General features: G+C 59.2%; 1 protein-coding gene. It reads left to right on the top strand.

Annotated elements, in window-relative coordinates; translation table 11 throughout:
- Positions 1-54: 54 nt before the first annotated feature.
- Positions 55-852, top strand: a complete 798-nt coding sequence (locus tag ABJK56_RS16005; RefSeq protein WP_347245679.1) for a dihydroxyacetone kinase subunit DhaK — start codon at positions 55-57, stop codon at positions 850-852.
- Positions 853-919 lie beyond the last annotated feature (67 nt).

Here is a 919-nt window from a genome sequence, read left to right as displayed (position 1 = left end):
CCGGGGTGGGGGAGGTGAAGACCTCGCCCGGACCAGATGTTAGAGGCAGCCAAGATGGTGCAGGGGGGCGCCGGTGTACTGTATATCGTCAAAAACTACACCGGCGACGTGATGAACTTTGAGATGGCAGCGGATATGGCCCGCGCCGAAGGGATCCGCGTTCTGAACATTCTGATTGATGATGATGTGGCCGTGAAGGATAGCCTCTACACCGCAGGCCGCCGGGGTACCGGTACAACGGTGCTGGCGGAAAAAATCTGCGGTGCGGCCGCGGAACGTGGGTACGACCTGAAGCGCGTGGCCGATCTCTGTCGTCGGGTCAACATCAACGGGCGCTCTATGGGTATGGCGCTCACCCCATGCACGGTCCCCATGGCGGGCAAGCCGACCTTTGAACTCGCCGAGGATGAGATGGAAGTTGGCATCGGCATCCACGGTGAACCTGGCCGTGAGCGAATGAAACTCAAGACCGCCGACGAAATTACCGAGATGCTCGCCCTGGCGATCATTGAGGATCCGCCTTATCGGCGTACGGTGCGGGAGTGGGATGAAGATAAAATGGAATGGGTGGACGTGGAATTGGAAGACCCGCCGTTCCGGCCGGGTGATCCTGTGCTGGCCTTCGTGAACAGCATGGGTGGCACGCCCGACATTGAGTTGCCTATCGTCTACCGAAAACTGCACGAGATCTGCACCAAGAAGGGGCTCAAGATCGTCCGCAACCTGATCGGGCGTTATATCACCTCGCTGGAAATGCAGGGGGTCTCCATCACCCTCCTTCGCATGGACGCAGAGATGATAGACCTATGGGACGCACCGGTCAAGACGCCAGGCCTCCGGTGGGGGATATAGCCCATAGACAAACCCTGCCCATTTCTATGGTCACCGGAAACCGGATGAGTGCCGGGAAATGGGCAGG

Source organism: Thermogutta sp. (genome assembly GCF_039793925.1).
Taxonomy (GTDB): Bacteria; Planctomycetota; Planctomycetia; order Pirellulales; family Thermoguttaceae; genus Thermogutta.
The sequence above is the reverse complement of the archived record's forward strand: the minus strand, read 5'-3'. Positions and strand labels throughout refer to the sequence as shown.

What these genes read in the sequence shown, in the direction of transcription:
- ABJK56_RS16005 (WP_347245679.1), top strand. Translation starts at nt 55, where the DNA reads ATGGTGCAGGGGGGCGCCGGTGTACTGTATATCGTCAAAAACTACACC.